This window comes from Posidoniimonas corsicana (assembly GCF_007859765.1).
Taxonomy (GTDB): Bacteria; Planctomycetota; Planctomycetia; order Pirellulales; family Lacipirellulaceae; genus Posidoniimonas; species Posidoniimonas corsicana.
On the sequence record NZ_SIHJ01000001.1, the window covers coordinates 1,260,066 to 1,276,497 of the forward strand.

General features: G+C 67.2%; 12 protein-coding genes. 9 read left to right on the forward strand and 3 right to left on the reverse strand.

All coding sequences use genetic code 11. The features are described 5' to 3' along the window. Window positions 1-127 precede the first annotated feature (127 nt). The 5 genes from KOR34_RS04775 (at window position 128) to KOR34_RS04795 (ending at window position 7,769) form a co-directional block, all read left to right on the forward strand. Complete coding sequence (locus KOR34_RS04775) at window positions 128-2,848, forward strand: hybrid sensor histidine kinase/response regulator (protein WP_146562676.1); 2,721 nt, start codon at window positions 128-130, stop codon at window positions 2,846-2,848. 3 nt (window positions 2,849-2,851) lie between these two features. Continuing rightward, the gene (locus KOR34_RS04780; RefSeq protein WP_146562678.1) at window positions 2,852-3,316 is read left to right on the forward strand and encodes a chemotaxis protein CheW; all 465 of its coding nucleotides are present in this window, start codon (window positions 2,852-2,854) and stop codon (window positions 3,314-3,316) included. Window positions 3,317-3,393: 77 nt separating this feature from the next. After that, window positions 3,394-5,742, forward strand: coding sequence for a methyl-accepting chemotaxis protein (locus KOR34_RS04785; RefSeq protein WP_146562680.1), 2,349 nt, complete (start codon window positions 3,394-3,396; stop codon window positions 5,740-5,742). A gap of 93 nt (window positions 5,743-5,835) precedes the next feature. Continuing rightward, window positions 5,836-6,930, forward strand: coding sequence for a protein-glutamate methylesterase/protein-glutamine glutaminase (locus KOR34_RS04790; protein WP_146562682.1), 1,095 nt, complete (start codon window positions 5,836-5,838; stop codon window positions 6,928-6,930). Continuing rightward, window positions 6,927-7,769: a CheR family methyltransferase gene (locus tag KOR34_RS04795; protein ID WP_146562683.1), complete on the forward strand. Its 843-nt coding sequence runs from the start codon at window positions 6,927-6,929 to the stop codon at window positions 7,767-7,769. The genes KOR34_RS04790 and KOR34_RS04795 overlap by 4 nt, the downstream gene beginning before the upstream one ends. A 12-nt stretch (window positions 7,770-7,781) precedes the next feature. Here KOR34_RS04795 and KOR34_RS04800 read toward each other — a convergent pair whose 3' ends face one another. From KOR34_RS04800 to trpE, 3 genes are all read right to left on the reverse strand, one after another. Further along, window positions 7,782-8,576, reverse strand: a complete 795-nt coding sequence (locus KOR34_RS04800; protein WP_146562685.1) for a hypothetical protein — start codon at window positions 8,574-8,576, stop codon at window positions 7,782-7,784. A gap of 86 nt (window positions 8,577-8,662) precedes the next feature. Continuing rightward, the gene (locus tag KOR34_RS04805) at window positions 8,663-9,412 is read right to left on the reverse strand and encodes a lysophospholipid acyltransferase family protein (RefSeq protein ID WP_146562686.1); all 750 of its coding nucleotides are present in this window, start codon (window positions 9,410-9,412) and stop codon (window positions 8,663-8,665) included. 139 nt (window positions 9,413-9,551) lie between these two features. Next, window positions 9,552-11,084 carry an anthranilate synthase component I gene (gene trpE / locus KOR34_RS04810; RefSeq protein ID WP_146562688.1) on the reverse strand — a complete coding sequence of 511 codons (1,533 nt, stop codon included), beginning with the start codon at window positions 11,082-11,084 and terminating at the stop codon, window positions 9,552-9,554. Window positions 11,085-11,349: 265 nt separating this feature from the next. Between trpE and KOR34_RS04815 the strand changes: the two genes are divergently transcribed. From KOR34_RS04815 to KOR34_RS04830, 4 genes are all read left to right on the forward strand, one after another. Further along, complete coding sequence (locus KOR34_RS04815) at window positions 11,350-11,859, forward strand: UvrB/UvrC motif-containing protein (RefSeq protein WP_146562690.1); 510 nt, start codon at window positions 11,350-11,352, stop codon at window positions 11,857-11,859. A gap of 58 nt (window positions 11,860-11,917) precedes the next feature. After that, window positions 11,918-13,009: a protein arginine kinase gene (locus KOR34_RS04820; protein ID WP_146562692.1), complete on the forward strand. Its 1,092-nt coding sequence runs from the start codon at window positions 11,918-11,920 to the stop codon at window positions 13,007-13,009. 122 nt (window positions 13,010-13,131) lie between these two features. After that, window positions 13,132-14,670 carry a sialate O-acetylesterase gene (locus KOR34_RS04825; RefSeq protein WP_146562694.1) on the forward strand — a complete coding sequence of 513 codons (1,539 nt, stop codon included), beginning with the start codon at window positions 13,132-13,134 and terminating at the stop codon, window positions 14,668-14,670. 71 nt (window positions 14,671-14,741) lie between these two features. Further along, complete coding sequence (locus KOR34_RS04830; protein ID WP_146562697.1) at window positions 14,742-16,421, forward strand: L-lactate permease; 1,680 nt, start codon at window positions 14,742-14,744, stop codon at window positions 16,419-16,421. Window positions 16,422-16,432: the final 11 nt, after the last annotated feature.

Genomic DNA, 16,432 nt, shown 5'->3' on the forward strand with positions numbered 1-16,432 from the left:
GCGCTGTGGATCTCCAGGTCCGCCGCGGCGCGCATCTGATGACCTACTTTTTGTCATCAAACACATTTTAGCGCAGGGATTTCGTGATCCCACGCGCTGACCTCTGCGACCCGCGCGGGAGAAGACGGTGGAAGACAACGAACTGCTGAACGACTTCGTCATCGAGTCCAAAGAGCACCTGGCCGACGTTGAGAACCAGTTCCTGGCCATCGAGGAGCAGGGCGCCAACATCGACGTGGACCTGATCAACGAGGTGTTCCGCGCCATCCACTCCATCAAGGGCGCGGCGGGTTTCCTGGGGCTGACCACGGTCAACGACCTGGCCCACAGCCTCGAAAACCTGCTGAACATGATGCGCAATCGCGAGCTGGCGCCCACGTCGGCCATCGTGGACGTCATGCTCAAGGCCGCGGACACGCTCACCTCGATGATCGACGACGTTCACAACTCGTCGACCTACGACATCAGCCACCACGTCGAGTCGCTCGAAGCGATCGCTGTCGGCGCCGAGGCCCCGACCGCCGCCGCCCCGGCCGCCCCACCCGAACCGGTCGCCGACGAGGCGGCCCCGTCGACGGAGCTGACGCTCGACGAGCAGATCGAAGCCGCCATCGCCGCCAAGCTGGCGGCGAAGAACGCGGCCAAGGCCGCCGAGGCGCCTCAACCCGCCGCATCTCCCGCCCCCCCCGAACCCCCGCAGGCGAAGCCCATGGCAGAGGAATCCAGCAAGCCGTCGCCGACGGCGGACGCCAACATCCGCGTGTCGGTGACCGTCCTCGACAGCCTCATGAACCTGGCGGGCGAGCTCGTGCTCAGCCGCAACCAGCTGATGCAGGCGGTCGCCTCGGAGGAGCGGTCGGGCCTCGAGGCCACCTCCGCACGCATCGACCAGGTGACCAGCGAGCTGCAAGAGGCGATCATGCAGACCCGCATGCAGCAGATCGGCTCGGTCTTCAGCCGGTTCCCGCGGGTTGTGCGCGACCTCAGCGCCAAGCTCGGCAAGCAGTGCGAGCTGGAGATCGAGGGCAAGGAGGTCGAGGTCGACAAGACGATTGTCGAGGCGATCGGCGACCCGCTCACCCACCTGATCCGCAACTCGGTCGACCACGGCCTGGAGTCGCCGGACGCGCGGGTCAAGAACGGCAAGCCGGCCAGCGGCAAGATCGAGCTCCGCGCCTGCTACCAGGCCGGCAAGGTCCGCATCGAGATCAACGACGATGGCGGCGGCATCAACCCGGCCGTGCTCAAAGAGAAGGCGGTCTCCAAGGGGGTCATCACCCAGGAGAAGGCCGACCAGATGGGAGACCGCGAGGCGGTCCGGCTGATCTTCGCACCGGGCTTCTCCACCGCCAAAGAGGTAACCGACGTCAGCGGCCGCGGCGTCGGGATGGACGTCGTGCGGACGAACATCGCCAAGCTGGGCGGCACGGTCGACGTCGAGTCGGTGCTCGGCAAAGGCACCAGCATCATCGTCACCCTGCCGCTGACGCTGGCCATCATCCCTTCGCTCATCATCCAGGCGGGCGGGGACCGCTTCGCGATCCCCCAGGTCAACATCGCCGAGCTGGTCCGCGTCCGCGAGAGCGAACGCGAAACCAAGCTGGGCCGCGTCAAGAACGCCGAGGTGCTCCGCCTGCGGGGCAGCCTGCTGCCGCTGGTGCGTCTGAACGAGGCCCTCAACTGCGGCGGACCAGAGGAAGACGAGCACAACAAGACCGGCGCCACCAACATCATCGTCGTCGACACCGGGCAGACCCGCTTCGGGCTGGTGGTCGACGCGCTGCACGACTCGGAGGAGATCGTGGTCAAGCCGCTCGGCCGGCACCATAAGAACTGCCGCACGCTGGCCGGCGCCACGATCCTCGGCGACGGGCACGTCGCGCTGATTCTGGACATCGCCGGCATCGCCGCTCACCAGGACCTGCGCACCGACGAGGAGCTGCAGGCGGCCGCCGACAAGCACGCTGAGCAGTCGAACGAGGAGACCGACGAGCAGGCCGTGATGCTGTTCGAGAACGGCCCGGGCGAGCAGTTCGCCGCCCCGATGGCCCTGATCGCCCGCATCGAGCGGATCCGCACCGACCAGATCGACACGGTCGCCGGGCAGGAGGTGCTGCAGTACAAGAGCACCACGCTGCCGCTGCTGCGGCTGGAGAACTGCATCCGTGCGACGCCGCCCGGGCCGATGGACCGGGCTTACGTCGTGGTGTTCGAGGTGCGGGGGCGAGAGGTCGGCCTGATCGCCCCGGTCCTGCACGACATCACCAACGTCACGACCAACATCGACACCGCGACCTTCAGCGAGCAGGGCGTGGTTGGCTCGCTCGTGCGGAACGACAAGACCGTGCGTCTGATCGACTTCTACGAGATCACCCAGCTCTCTCACCCCGAGTGGTTCCTGGGCGACGAGCCCGCCGGCTACGCCGACGACGCGCTGCCGCCGCTGGTGCTGCTGGCAGAGGACTCGACGTTCTTCCGCACCCAGGTGCAGAAGATGTTCGAGGACAAGGGCTACCGGGTCGAGGCCTGCGAGGACGGACAGGTCGCGTGGGACAAGCTGGCCAGCGGCGAGTACGCGCCGGACGTCGTGGTGACGGACATCGAGATGCCCAACATGGACGGCTTCCAGCTCTGCCAGAAGATCCGCGACTCGGCCCAGTTCCGCGACCTGCCGGTCATCGCGCTGACCTCGCTGGCCGGGACGTCGGACATCCAGCGGGGCATCGAGGTCGGCATCGACGACTACCAGATCAAGATGGACCGCGAGAAGCTGCTCAACTCCCTACGCAACTTTGTCGACCACGGCGTCGACCGCAACAAGAATCAGTCCCAGCTCGTGGAGGCCTAGACCGTGACCACCGCCATCCTAGAAAACACCACCGCCCGCGTCGGCGAGCGGCAGTTCGCCACGTTCTACCTCGGCGAGATGCTGTTCGGCGTCGACATCGCCGCGGTCCAGGAGATCAACCGCCAGGTCAACATCACCGCGGTGCCGAACGCGCCGGCCCACGTCCGCGGAGTGATAAACCTGCGTGGCGAGGTCGCCACCGTGATCGACCTCCGCACCGTGCTGGGCATGCCCCCGGCCGAGGAGTCGCGCGACGCCCGCAACCTGATCGTCGCGTCCCAGGGCGAGGCGATCGGCCTGTGGGTCGACCGCATCTCCGACATCCTGACCCTTAAGGCGGACGAGATCTCCCCGGCGCCGGCCAACGTCGACGGCATCGACGGCCGGTTCTTCCAGGGGGTCCACACCCTGGAGACCGACATCGTTGTGCTGCTGGACGTCGAGCAGGTCTTGGCTGACCGCGACTAGCAGGGCCGCCACCCCACAGGCCCCGCTCCCGCTCTGCGACCCGTTTCCCCATCCTCCCCTTCAGAGCTAACCCGACAATGAAGATTCGCACTAAGCTGACCCTCGGCTTCCTGGCGTGCGGCCTCGTGCCTCTGTCGATCGCCGCTGTGACGAGCTACCTGGCGGCTTCCAGCGCCATGCACGCCGTGCAGACGCACGCGGTCGCCGACATGCGCGCCAAGGCGACCGCGGTCGTTGAGGTCCAGCGGGCCTTGAAGACCCGTCAGGTCGAAGCCTACTTCCGTCAGATCCGGGACCAGGCCCTAACCTTCGCCGAAAACCGCATGATCGTCGGCGCGATGCGCGAATTCCCCACGCGGCTCGGCTCGTACCGCGAGCAGGCGGGCCTGACCGAAGAGGACCTGCCGCGGCTGCGTGACGAGCTGGCGTCGTACTACCAGGGCGACTTCAGCGACGAGTACCGCGCGCAGAACAGCGGCGCCGACCCAGACGCCGGCAGACTCCTCGCCGCGCTGGACGACGATTCACTCGCCCTGCAGCACGCCTACATCAAGGCCAACCAAAACCCGCTGGGCTCCAAGCACCTGCTGGACGCCGCCGACACAGACACCGACTACGGGCAGCTCCACAAGATGGTGCACCCGGTGGTCCGCGACTACCTCGACAAGTTTGGCTACTACGACATCTTCCTCGTCGACGCCGAGACCGGGGACATCGTGTACTCCGTGTTCAAGGAGCTGGACTACACCACCTCGCTGATCGACGGCCCGTACGCCCAGACCAACTTCGGCGAGTGCTTCCGCCAGGCGCGCAGCCTGAGCAAGGGCGAGTACGCGTTCGTCGACTTCGAGCAGTACACGCCCAGCTACGAGGCGCCGGCCAGCTTCATCGGAGCGCCGGTCTATGACGGCGACGAGCTGCTCGGCGTGGCCATGTTCCAGATGCCGGTCGACCGGATCTGCGACCTGATGGCCTCGCGGGACGGGATGGGTGAGACCGGCGAGGCGATCCTCGTCGGCCCCGACTTCAAGATGCGCAGCAACTCGCACCTGCAGCCGGATACCCACAGCCTGGCGGCCTCGTTCCGCACCCCCGCTGCCGGCAGCGTCAAGAGCGACGCCGTGAAGGCCGCCCTCGCCGGCGAAACCGGCGCCGCCGTAGTGACCGACTACCGCGGTGAGGAGACGCTCATCGCGTACGGCCCCGTCGACGTGCTGGGGGTCCGTTGGACCCAGTCTTCAAAGATCGACACGTCCGAGGCGTTCACCGCGGCGCGTGAGATGCAGCAGACGGCCGCCGCGGCCACCGCCCGGATGCTCGCTACCTCCCTGGCGATCCTCGCCGTGTCCGCGGTCGTGGTGCTGGGCGTCGCGTACCTGTTCGTGCGGCTGCTGGTCACGCCGATCAACAAGATGGTCGACGCCGCCCGTGTGATCGCCGAGGGGGAAGCCGACCTCACCAAACGCCTCGATCTGAAGAGCTCCGACGAGCTGGGAGAGCTGGGGCACTGGTTCGACGTGTTCATCGGCCGGGTCCAGAAGATCATCGCCCTGGTCGCCGGCAACAGCCTCACGCTTAGCGGCGCCGCCGAGGAGCTTGGCGTCACGAGCGATTCGCTCGCCTCCGGCGCCGAGAGCACCACGATGCAGAGCGCCACCGTCGCTTCGGCTGCCGAGCAGATGGCGGCCAACATGAAGCAGGTCGCCGCCGCCAGCGAAACCATGTCAACCAACATCCGCTCGGTCGCCGCGTCGACGGATCAGATGACCTCGACCATCACCGAGATCGCCCAGAACGCCGAGCAGTCTGCCAAGGTGGCCGACGAGGCCGCCCGCCTGGCCGAGGTCAGCAACCAGAAGGTCGGGGGGCTCGGCGAGGCCGCCGACCAGATCGGCAAGGTGATCGAGGTGATCCAGGACATCGCCGAGCAGACCAACCTGCTGGCCCTGAACGCGACGATCGAGGCCGCTCGCGCCGGAGAGGCCGGCAAGGGGTTCGCCGTGGTCGCCACCGAGGTCAAAGAACTCGCCAAGCAGACCGCGCTGGCGACCGAGGAGATCCGCGGCCGTATCGAGGGAATCCAGTCCTCAAGCGTCGAAGCGGTTGGCGCCATCCACGAGATCACCGGCGTGATCAACCGCGTCAACGAGGTCGCCCGCACCATCGCCTCCGCGGTTGAGGAGCAGAGCATCACTACCAAGGACATCGCCGCCACCGTGGCAGACACCGCTACCGCCGCCGACGCCGTCTCGCAGGGGGTTGGCGAATCGGCCGCGGCCAGCGAGGAGATCACCCGCAGCATCGTCGGCGTTGACACAGGCGCCAAGCAGACTTCCGACGCGGCTTCTGAGACCCGGCAAGCGGGCGGGTCGGTGGCGCAGCTCGCCACCGAGTTGCAGTCGCTGGTCAGCCAGTTCAAGACCTGATCCCAACGACGCCGCCTCGCCCCCTTCCCGCGGGGCGCGGCGGCCCCTTGATTCGACCGCCGAAACGGCTTGATCGACAACACGAGCACCACGATGAGCAACCGCCCGCCACTCAAGGTCCTGGTCGTGGACGACTCGGCCTTGTACCGCAAGATCGTCCGCGACGTGCTCTCCGGCATCGAGGGCGTTGAGGTCGTCGGCGCCGCGAACAACGGCGTCATGGCGCTGGAACGGATCAACCAACTCCGCCCCGACGTGGTTACGCTGGACGTCGAGATGCCCCAGCTCGACGGCCACGGCGTGCTGAAACGGCTGGCCGGACAGCAGAACGCCCCCAAGGCGATCATGGTCAGCGCGTTCACCGCCCAGGGCGCCCAGTCGACCAACGCGGCGCTCCGCGAGGGGGCGTTCGATTTCATCCTGAAGCCCGCCACCAAGTCACTCGAGATGAGCGTGCAACAACTCCGCCGGGACCTGATCCCCAAGATTGAGGCCTGCCGCGGCGTCGCCGCTCGCCCGACAAGCGCCGTGCCGACCCGCGCGCCGCTGCGTGCGGCGCCAACCGGCCCGGCCCCGATGCCCGTCCGCCGCCGCATCGACGTGCCGTCGAAGGTGGTCGCGATCGGCGTCTCGACCGGCGGCCCTCAGGCGTTGGTGAGCCTGCTCCCCAAGCTGCCGGCCAGCTTCCCCTGCCCAATCCTGCTGGTGCAGCACATGCCGCCGATGTTCACGGCCAGCCTGGCCGAGGACCTCAACCGGCGGTGCGCCCTGAACGTCAGCGAGGGCAAAGACGGGCAGGTCGTCCAGCGTGGCGACGTCATCATCGCCCCGGGCGGCAAGCAGATGCGTGTTGTGAAACGCGACAAGGAGCACGTCATCCAGATCACCGACGATGCGCCCGAACGCAACTGCAAGCCGTCGGTGGACTACCTCTTCCGCTCGGTCGCCGAGGCCTACGGCTCGGCCGCGCTGGGAGTCGTGCTGACCGGCATGGGGGACGACGGCGCCCTGGGCGCCGGCCTGCTCAAGGCCAAGGGCGCCCCGATCATCACCCAGGACGAGGCGACCTGCGTCGTCTACGGCATGCCCCGGGCGGTCTTCGAGGCCGGGCTGTCGGACGAGGTGGCCCCGCTCCCCATGATGCCGACCGTCATCGGCGCGTACACCAGAGGGGGGGCGCGGGTATGAAACTCGACGCCGAGGGCATCGACGCCATCTGCGGCCTGGTCAACGACCTCTGCGGGATCTACCTGGATTCCAGCAAGGACTACCTGATCGAGGGGCGGCTGGCGGACCTGGTCAAGAAGCACGGGTGCCAGTCGTACGCCGAGCTGGCGCGCAAGGCGCGGGCCGGGGCGTCCAACCCCGTGGCGGACGACGTCGTCAATGCGATCACCACCAACGAGACGCTCTGGTTCCGCGACGCAACGCCGTTCAACGCGCTGCGTTTCAAGATCCTGCCAGAGCTGATCGACGCCAAGGCGAACACCGCCACGCCGCGGAAGATCCGCGTCTGGTCCGCCGCCTGCAGCACCGGGCAGGAGGCCTACAGCATCGCGATGACATTCGCGGACATTGTGCCGGGCATCGCCAACTGGGACCTGGAGATCGTCGGCACCGACATCTCGTCCGACGCGGTTCGCCGCGCCCGCGAGGCCCGGTACTCTCAACTCGAGATCAGCCGTGGACTGGATCAGATCCACCAGAGCGGCTACTTCAGCCAGTCGAACCGAGAGTACCACGTAAACGAGGTGCTCCGCTCCAAGTGCCGGTTTGAGGTCCGCAACCTGTTGCAGCCGTTCACTTCGCTCGGCAGGTTCGACATCGTGTTCTGCCGCAACGTGGCGATCTACTTCAAGAACGCCGACCGCCAGAGCCTGTTCCGCCGCATCGCGGAACAGATGAACCCCGGCGGCTGGTTGTTCGTCGGGTCGAGCGAGGCGCTGAACGAGATGGGCCCCGAGTGGACGCCCCAGCGGCACTGCGGCGCCGTCTGCTACCAGCCCAAGGCGCTGGCGACCGTCTGAGGTCGCGTTCGTCTACTCCGCAACATACTTCAGCGTGAGGTCTCCCGTCGATCGCAGCTCCAGCAGGTAGCGGGCGCCGGGACGGGCCACGATCGCTGGTGAGTTGGACTGCGCGTTTCGGATGCCCAGCTCGGCCAGCCGATCCGGGTCGTGCGCCAGGGCCCAGAAATCGGCCCAGAGCTGCTCCTCGAACTCCGACATCCGCTCGCCGCGGGCGTAGGCGGTCGGCCGCGTGTTGGGTGAGTCGAGTGGGAACCCTTCCTCGGGCTTCTGAGCGCTGCCGAACAACCGGCGGAACAGGCAGATGGCCGTGCCCTTCTCGAGGTGCGCCTGCTCTACGTACTCGTCGTCGAATTTGACGACCAAGTACTCCAAATAAACCTGCTCGCCCGGGACGTCGAATCGCTGCGGCTTGCCAATCTGCTTTCCCTCGGGGTCGGTCTCGACGAACTCCACGGTCGTGACCACCGGGTCCCCCTCCTCGGGCCCGGGCGTCTGCGAGAGCACCCGCAGCTCGGCGATCCGCTGATCAACCTTTAACAAGTAGCGGGCCGTTTCGAGCTGATCAATCTTCAGCGTCTTCTCGGCTAGTTCCTGCTGCTGCTCCTCTACCCTGCTCTGGGTGGCCTGCAGGTCGCCCAGCGCCTGCTGCAGCTTCGCCTCCTGCTCTTGGAGGCGTTTGTTCGGCTCGTTGTAGACGTCGTACGCTTGGTAGCCGACCAGCCCGGCGCCGCCAACCACCACCGCGGCGATCAGGGTGCGAACCGTGGAGTTGAATGTCTTGATGCCCTCGTTCAAGCTGCCCATGGCGGGTCCCTCAGGGTAGATGGTGCGGCGGCGGGGTCCCCCTAGAGATAACCGATCGCGCCGCTCGGTGGTAGCTTGGCGCCGCGCTAGGCCGCTTGCCGGTCTTCGTCGACCGCGCAGCCGCGGGAAGGGCGGTAGCCGGCGCCGGTGCGGATCGGCCGCTCACCAGGACGGTTCGCGCCGGATTCGGCCCACTGCTCCGCGTCGTGGGTAGCGTTGTTCAGCCGTTGTTCGATCTGCACCCGCCAGCTCTCAATTCCTTCGCGGTCCAATTCGGCAGGCACCCGGATCGCTCCGCTGACCACGGCACGCGCCCGGCTAAACGGGCGGGGGACGGCGAAGCGGTCCCAGCTGCGCAGCCGCCACGGGCGGTCGTAGCCGATCCCCAGGCAGACGATTGGCATCCGCAGCTTCGACGCCAGGTAGACCGGCCCCTGGGCCAGCCGACGCCGAGGGCCACGGGGGCCGTCGGGGGTGATGGTGAGGTGATGGTCCTTGCTGTGGGCGGCGAGCTGACGCAATGCGCCGGTAGCGCCGCGGTAGGTGCTGCCGCGCACGCACTCGAAGGAGAAACGGTCGGCGATCCGCGCGAGGATGTCCGCGTCGCGGTGCTGGCTCAGCAGCATCGTCAGGTGACAGCCGCCGCGCTTCACCAGCGGCAGCAGGATGTTCTCGTGCCAGAAGACGTAGATGCGCGGCTCGCCGGGCGCCAACAGCGGGTCGACCGAGGGGTCCTCGTACAGCACCCGGTACCGCAGCGTGCTCATCCACGAACGGATCGATAGCGAAAAGGGCCAGCTGGCGACGCGCGTGATGAGGGGACCGTTGAGCTTCATCAGAGCTACGCCGCGATCGAACCAGCGAGACCAGTGCTAGCAGCGAGCCTCTGCGCGTGCCCGCCGATAGATGCGATTCTGTATCAAGATCGCGGCCCTTGGGAAAGGCCAATCACAGATCGGCCGGCGTGCCCCAATGCTACGCATGCTTGCCACGGCGGTTGGTGATCTCGATCGCCTTGAGAAGTCCGCGGGCCTTGTTGAGCGTTTCCTGGTACTCCGCGGAGGGGACGCTGTCGGCCACGATGCCGGCGCCCGCCTGCACGTAGGCGGTGTCGCCCTTGATGACGATGGTCCGCAGGGCGATGCACGTGTCCAGGTTGCCGGCGAAGTCGAAGTAGCCCACGGCGCCGGCGTATGGCCCGCGGCGGTGGGGCTCCAGCTCGTCGATGACCTCCATCGCCCGCACCTTCGGCGCCCCCGAGACCGTGCCGGCTGGCAGGCAGGCGGCCAGGGCGTCGAACGCGTCGGCGCCCTCCTTCAGCTGCCCGTTCACGTTCGAAGTGATGTGCATCACGTGGCTGTAGCGTTCGATGACCATCACGTCGGAGATCTCGACGCTGCCGTACCGCGCGACCCGCCCGACGTCGTTGCGTCCCAGGTCGACCAGCATGACGTGCTCGGCCCGCTCCTTGGGGTCGGCCAGCAGCTCCTCGCCCAGGCGACGGTCCTCCTCGTCGTCCGCGCCCCGCGGGCGGGTGCCGGCCAGGGGGCGCACGGTTACCCTGCCGTCAACGACCCGCACCATGATCTCCGGCGAGCTGCCCACCAGCGTGCAGGACGGCGAGCGTAACAGGAACATGAACGGGCTGGGGTTCACCACCCTCAGCGTGCGGTACACCTCCAGCGGCGACTGCTCGAGCGGCGTCTGTAGCCGCTGGCTGATCACCACCTGGAAGATGTCGCCCGCGCGAATGTACTCGACGCACTTCTCCACCGCCGCCTGGAACCCGTCCTGGGTGAAGTTGGACTCGTAGGGCAGGTCGACTCCGCCGGTGGTGTCGATGTCTTCAGGGGTGAGAGTGCTAGCGGGAACCGATAGGCGATCCACCAACCGATCGACCCGCGCGGCGGCCTCCTGCTGCGCCGCGGCCAGCTGCGCGTCGTTCGACGCGCCCGACACGTCTGCTAAGGCGATCACGTAGACGGTCTTGCTGACATTGTCGAACACCACCATGTGGTCGAAGAACGCGAACGACAGGTCGGGAAGCTCTCGGTCGTCTTCCGGCGCGTCGGGCAGGTGCTCCACGTACCGGACGGTGTCGTACCCCGCGTAGCCAACCGCGCCGCCCACAAACGGGGGCAGGCCCGGCAGCTTGGCGACACGGACCGCCTGCACATGCTCGCGAAGCAATTCCAGCGGGTTGTCGGACTGCTGCTCGGCGGTCGTGGGAGGCTTGGGGGTCTCGTCCGCAGGCCGGTGGAAGTCCGTGATCACCACCCGGTCGCGGTGGGCCTCGATCATCCGAAACGGGTCGCCCGCGACAAAGCTGTACCGGCCGACCTTCTCACCGCCGATTACGCTCTCAAACAGGCAGGCGGAGGCGCCCTCGTCGAGCCGATCGAACGCAGAAACGGGCGTCAGCGAGTCGCTCACCAGCCGCCGGAACACGGGGACGTAGTCGGCGGTAGAGGCCAGCTGCTTGAAATCGGCGGGGCAGGGGTGGTGCACGTGCAGCGTCAGGGTTGAGGGGTGAAGTCGCCTGGTCGAAGCCCCTACTTTAGCAGCCAGCAAGCGAGCGGGACAACGGCCCTGCGGCTCGCCCTTATTGCTTGCGCCGCTAGGGGTTGCGAAGATCTCAGCCGGCGTAAGTTGCCTTGACACTGGGGGGGCCCTCTATAGAATCGCCTGTGCCGTGAGGGTTCGCGCGGATCATCCATTCCAGGGCAGATTCCCCCCTCCCACCCGCCGCGAACCAAACGCCGAGCGCCGACCTATGAAATGCCAACGCTGCGAGAAACCGGCTACGTTCCACATCACCGACCTGGTGGACGGCGAGCCCAAGGAGCTGCACCTGTGTGAGCAGTGCGCCCACACGTTCTTGTCGCCCGAGGAAGAGGAGTCCAACGAGGTCATCCCCGCTATGGCAGGCCTGATTGCCCAGGCGGCGGTGGGGGAAACCGCCGAGGACCTCGCGCGGCTCGACGAGCGAGTCTGCCCGTTCTGCGGGATCAGTTTCCTGGAGTTCCGCAAGCAGGGCCGGCTGGGCTGCCCCCACGACTACGCCCACTTCACCCGTGAGCTCGAGCCGCTGCTGGTGAACATCCACGGAGAGACGCATCACGTCGGCAAATCGCCCCGGCACAGCGTTCAGGACGCCGAGCAGCAGACCCAGCTCATCCGGCTGCGACGCGAGATGAAGCAGGCCGTGGCGGAAGAGAACTACGAGCGCGCGTCCGAGCTCCGCGACGAGATCAAGTCGATCGAGGGCGCCCGCGCCTCGTAGCGGACGCCGCCCTCCTCCCTCCTGGTTCCATCCACCCGCCCCCAAACGCTAGCGACCTATGGGCCTCGACCTCAACGAACTTGCGCAGAGCTGCGGCGAATGGCTGCGGGGCACGGGCCCCGAGCCGGACATCGTCGTAAGCAGCCGCGTGCGGTTGGCCCGCAACCTGGCCGAGTTCCCCTTCATCGCCAAGGCGACCGAAGTTGACCGGGCGGAGATCGAGCGGATCCTCCGCGAGCGCATCGAGGCTCTGCAGGCCGAGGACCGGCTGCCCCGCAACCTCACGTTCCTGGACGTGGGCGAGCTGGCCGAGCTGGATCGGCGGTTCCTGGTCGAGCGGCAGCTGATCAGCCGCGAACTGGCCGACAGCGAGGGTGCCCGCGCCGTGGCGGTCGACCCGCAGGAGCAATTCAGCGTGATGGTCAACGAGGAGGACCACCTGCGGATTCAGGTGATGCGCAGCGGGCTCGACCTGCAGGCTACCTGGGAGGCCGCCAACCGGCTGGACGACCTGATCGAGGAGCAGGTCACCTACGCCTACAGCGACAAGCTCGGTTACCTAACCGCCTGCCCCACGAATGTCGGCACCGGCGCGCGGGTGAGCGTCATGGTCCACCTGCCGGCGCTGGTGATCACGCGGCAGATCGACAAGGTGTTCCGCAGCCTGCAGAAGATCAGTCTGGCGGTGCGTGGCCTGTACGGCGAGGGCTCGCAGGCGATGGGCGACTTCTACCAGATCAGCAATCAGGTGACCCTCGGGCTGAGCGAAGAAGAGCTGACCAAGAAGGTGGCCGACGTGGTCCCGGTGCTGCTGGACTACGAACGCCAGGCCCGCGACTTCCTGATCCGTGAGAGCCAAGAGACCCTGCACGACCGCGTCAGCCGCGCGTACGGGATCCTCCGCACCGCGCAGACCATCACCAGCGAAGAGACGCTGCACCTGCTCTCCAGCGTCCGCCTAGGCATCAACCTGGGCCTGATCAAGGACGTCGAGACGCCCACCATCAACAAGCTCTTCATCCACACCCAGCCCGCCCATCTGCAGAAGCTTGCCGGCATGGAGCTGGACTCGTCGGACCGCGCGATCGAACGCGCCTCCTACCTCCGCAAGCACCTGGCGAACGGCGGCGAAGGCCCCGCCGCCAACTAGCCTTCCCCGATCCGAGCACCGGTTCCTCGCGGTAGTTCGCTTGGCGCGCGACCCTCGGCTACAATGGCCGCCGGCGGCGCCGTCTGGGCCGCGCCCACACGATGATCACAGGGGAATTCTGCATGCTTCGCTCATACCTTGCTCGACTGGCTGCCCGCACCGGCGTATGCCTCCTTGCTGCTGCCGCGGCGGCGGCCCTGTTGCCGGCGCCCGCCCTGGCGGACGTCAAGCTTCCCAACATCTTCAGCGACCACATGGTGCTGCAGCGGAACCAGGCGAACAAGGTGTGGGGCCAGGCGGAGCCGGGCGAGAGCGTGCGCGTGACGATCGCGGATCAGTCGCACGAGGCGACCGCCGACGAAGAGGGACTGTGGTCGGTTGAGCTCGACTCGTTGGACGCCGGCGGCCCCCACACGCTGCTGGCCAAGGGCAAAAACGAGGTCGCCGTGAACGACGTGCTGGTCGGCGAGGTGTGGGTCTGCTCCGGCCAATCCAACATGCAGTGGAGTATCAACAACAGTTACGACGCCGACCTCGAGAAACTGGTCGCAAACAACCCCAAGCTGCGGATGATCAACTTCCCACAGGTGGGCGTGCAGGAGCCGATCTTCTCGCACGACGACCGCCGTTGGATGCTCAGCTCGCAGGACAACATCGGGAACTTCTCGGCGGTGGGCTACTACTTCGGCAAGCAGTTGCAGGAGACCCTCGGCGTGCCCGTCGGCATGATCAACAACGCATGGGGCGGCTCGGCGTGCGAGGCCTGGATCAACCGAGACGAGATCAAGCAGGCCGGGTTCGACAAGCTGATGGAGCGTTGGGAACAGATGGAGTCAGAGTACGATGAACTCGCGACGGTAGACGAGCCGACCGACGAGCAGCGGCGGCGCCTGCGGGACCTGCGGCGCAACATGCGTGGCAACGCCCGGCCGGCTAACATTTACAACGGCGTCCTCAAGAGCCACCTCGGCTACGGGATCCGCGGCGCCATCTGGTACCAGGGCGAGACCAACGCAGGACGCTCGTATCAGTACCGCGAGCTCTTCCCACTGATGATCTCCAACTGGCGTGAGGAGTGGGGCCAGGGCGACTTCCCGTTCTATTGGGTGCAGCTGGCCGACTTCATGGGCGAATCCGACCAGCCCGAAGAGAGCGGCTGGGCCGAGCTCCGCGAGGCCCAGACGATGACCCAAGACAAGCTGCCCAACACGGGCGAGGCGGTGATCATCGACATCGGCGAGGGCCGCGACATCCACCCCCGTAACAAGCGGGATGTCGGCAACCGTCTGGCCCGGTTGGCGCTCGCCAACGACTACGGCTACGAGATTGCCCATCGGAGCCCGCGGTTCAGCTCGATGGAGGTCGCCGACGGCAAGGCCGTTCTGAGCTTCGACCACGTTGACGGCGGCCTGCGGCCGTTCGACACCAACGACCCGGTCGGCTTCGCCATCGCCGGGACCGACAAGAAGTTTGTCTGGGCCCAGGCGAAGGTTGTCGACGGCGACCGGATCGAGGTCTGGAGCGACGAGGTCAGTGAGCCGGCGGCGGTTCGCTACGGCTGGGGCAACAACCCGGTGGTCAACGTCTACGACGGCGCCCACCTGCCGCTCACTCCGTTCCGCACCGACGACTGGCCGGGCGTGACCATCAACAACCATTAGGGCCCCTCGGCTCTCAGAATCCAAGCGGACCCCAACGCCTACGCCCCGACCGGGGCAGGGACCAGTCCTGGATGGGCGACATTGGCCTCAGCATCCTCGCCGCGCTGCCGCTGATTGTTGTCGGCGTGCTGCTGGTAGGGTTCCGCACGCCCGCCAAGTTCGCGATGCCGGTCGGGTACGTGTGCGTGGTCGCGCTGGCTGCTGGTGTGTGGGACGTTTCAGCCGCGCAGGTCACCGCCGCTTCGGTTAAGGGGCTCACAATCACGGCCGAAATCCTGCTGATCGTCTTCGGCGCGGTGCTTCTGCTCCGCACGCTGGAGTGCACCGGCGCGATGCAGGCGATCCGCAGCAGCGTGTCGAATGCCTCGCCCGATCAACGCGTGCAGGTGATTGTGGTCGCGTGGCTGTTCGGATCCTTTGTGGAAGGCTCGTCGGGCTTCGGCACTCCCGCCGCGCTAGCGGCGCCGCTGCTGGTCGGGCTTGGGTTCCCGCCGCTGGCGGCGGTCTTCGCGGGGCTGGCGATCCAGTGTACGCCGGTGTCGTTCGGGGCGGCGGGGACGCCGATCCTGGTGGGGGTCTCCACCGGACTGTCGGGCAGCCCGGAGGTTCAGCAGTACGCGGCATCGCTGGGGTACGCATCGGAAGCCGACTGGCGCGGGTTCCTGCAGGCGATCGGTCTACGCGTGGCGGTGCTACACGCGGCGATCGGCACGCTGGTCCCGCTCCTAATGACAGCGCTGATGACGCGATTCTTCGGCCCTAACCGCTCGTTCCGCGACGGGCTATCGGTTTGGCCGTTCGCCCTCTTCGCCGCACTAGCGATGACCGTGCCGTACCTGGCGGCGGCCTGGCTGCTTGGGCCTGAATTCCCCGCGTTGGCAGGGGGCTTGGTTGGGCTGGTCGTCGTCGCGTTGGCATTGAAGCTTGGCTTCTTCAGGAGCTACGCCGATTCGCCGTGGCGTTTCGAACCAACCACGCCGCACTCGCATACTGATGCCGTTGAGCAGGACGCCCCGACGGTGCCCATCAGCGCCGTGTGGGCATGGGCGCCCTACGCGTTGGCGGCGGCCCTGCTGCTTCTGACGCGAACCGCACCGGCCGTCAAACAAGCGTTGACGTCGTTCGTCATCCCGGTAGCCAGCCCGCTAGGCGCGTCGTTCTCGCGCAGCGTCGCGCCGCTTTATTCCCCAGGCACGATTTTCGTGGTGGTGTCGCTGCTGGCGTTCGCCGCCTTCCACCGCCGGGGCGGCCGTCCTTGGCGGACCTACGGCGGCGAGTGGCGTGCGGCGGCGGCTACGGTCGCTCGGGCCTCGGTCGCGTTGCTGTTTGCGGTGCCGCTGGTGCAGGTGTTCATCCTCAGCGGCGGGGGGACTGCCGGGCACGAGTCGATGCCGCTGTCGCTGGCGGCGGGCGTCGAGTCGGTGGTCGGATCGGCCTGGCCGACGGTTGCGCCGACGGTCGGTGGCCTGGGCGCCGCGGTCGCCGGCAGCAACACCATCAGCAACATGATGTTCTCGCTGTTCCAGTTTGACGTCGCGGTGCGGATCGGCGCCGACCCGCTGTGGGTAGTCGCGTTGCAGGCGGTCGGCGGAGCGGCCGGCAATACCATCTGCGTGCACAACATCGTCGCCGCGTCGGCGGTGGTCGGCGTCAGCGGTCAGGAGGGCGTGCTCATCCGCAAGACTTGGTGGGTCTTCTTCTACTATGTCCTGGCCGCAGGCGCCGCCGGAATCGTGCTCGCCGGGCGCTAGCGGCGGTGCGC

What these genes read in the sequence shown, in the direction of transcription:
- KOR34_RS04785 (WP_146562680.1), top strand. Translation starts at nt 3,394, where the DNA reads ATGAAGATTCGCACTAAGCTGACCCTCGGCTTCCTGGCGTGCGGCCTC.
- KOR34_RS04790 (WP_146562682.1), top strand. Translation starts at nt 5,836, where the DNA reads ATGAGCAACCGCCCGCCACTCAAGGTCCTGGTCGTGGACGACTCGGCC.
- KOR34_RS04795 (WP_146562683.1), top strand. Translation starts at nt 6,927, where the DNA reads ATGAAACTCGACGCCGAGGGCATCGACGCCATCTGCGGCCTGGTCAAC.
- KOR34_RS04800 (WP_146562685.1), bottom strand. Translation starts at nt 8,576, where the DNA reads ATGGGCAGCTTGAACGAGGGCATCAAGACATTCAACTCCACGGTTCGC.
- KOR34_RS04805 (WP_146562686.1), bottom strand. Translation starts at nt 9,412, where the DNA reads ATGAAGCTCAACGGTCCCCTCATCACGCGCGTCGCCAGCTGGCCCTTT.
- KOR34_RS04815 (WP_146562690.1), top strand. Translation starts at nt 11,350, where the DNA reads ATGAAATGCCAACGCTGCGAGAAACCGGCTACGTTCCACATCACCGAC.
- KOR34_RS04820 (WP_146562692.1), top strand. Translation starts at nt 11,918, where the DNA reads ATGGGCCTCGACCTCAACGAACTTGCGCAGAGCTGCGGCGAATGGCTG.
- KOR34_RS04825 (WP_146562694.1), top strand. Translation starts at nt 13,132, where the DNA reads ATGCTTCGCTCATACCTTGCTCGACTGGCTGCCCGCACCGGCGTATGC.
- KOR34_RS04830 (WP_146562697.1), top strand. Translation starts at nt 14,742, where the DNA reads ATGGGCGACATTGGCCTCAGCATCCTCGCCGCGCTGCCGCTGATTGTT.